This window comes from Bacillus sp. SIMBA_008, assembly GCF_046535495.1.
GTDB classification, from domain to species: domain Bacteria; phylum Bacillota; class Bacilli; order Bacillales; family Bacillaceae; genus Bacillus; species Bacillus subtilis.
In genome coordinates, this window is the sequence record NZ_JAWRWL010000697.1 from 1 (window position 1) to 261 (window position 261).

The following is a 261-nucleotide window of genomic DNA, read 5'->3' on the forward strand; positions in this document are numbered from 1 at the left end:
CTCGCCGGCGACGTGCTCACCTTCGGCTTCGCGGATGCCGCGACGGCGGCGAGCGCGCACCCCGTGGTCGCCCGCCTCAGCACCGCGAAGGTCGCGCTCGACGGCGACGCCGTGTCACTCGCCGTGCCGGACGGCGACCGGCTGCTGCCCGTGATCGTCCGCGAGTTGGATGCCGCGGGCATCTCCGTCACGCGGGCGACGGGCGTGCCGCCGACACTCGACGACGTGTTCCTCGCGCTCACCGGCCGCACCCTCCGTGAG

Annotated in this window: 1 pseudogene; it reads left to right on the forward strand. The window is 75.1% G+C overall.

Annotated elements, in window-relative coordinates:
* Positions 1 to 261 (forward strand): annotated as a pseudogene (locus tag SB658_RS25035) (hypothetical protein); the annotation flags it as partial.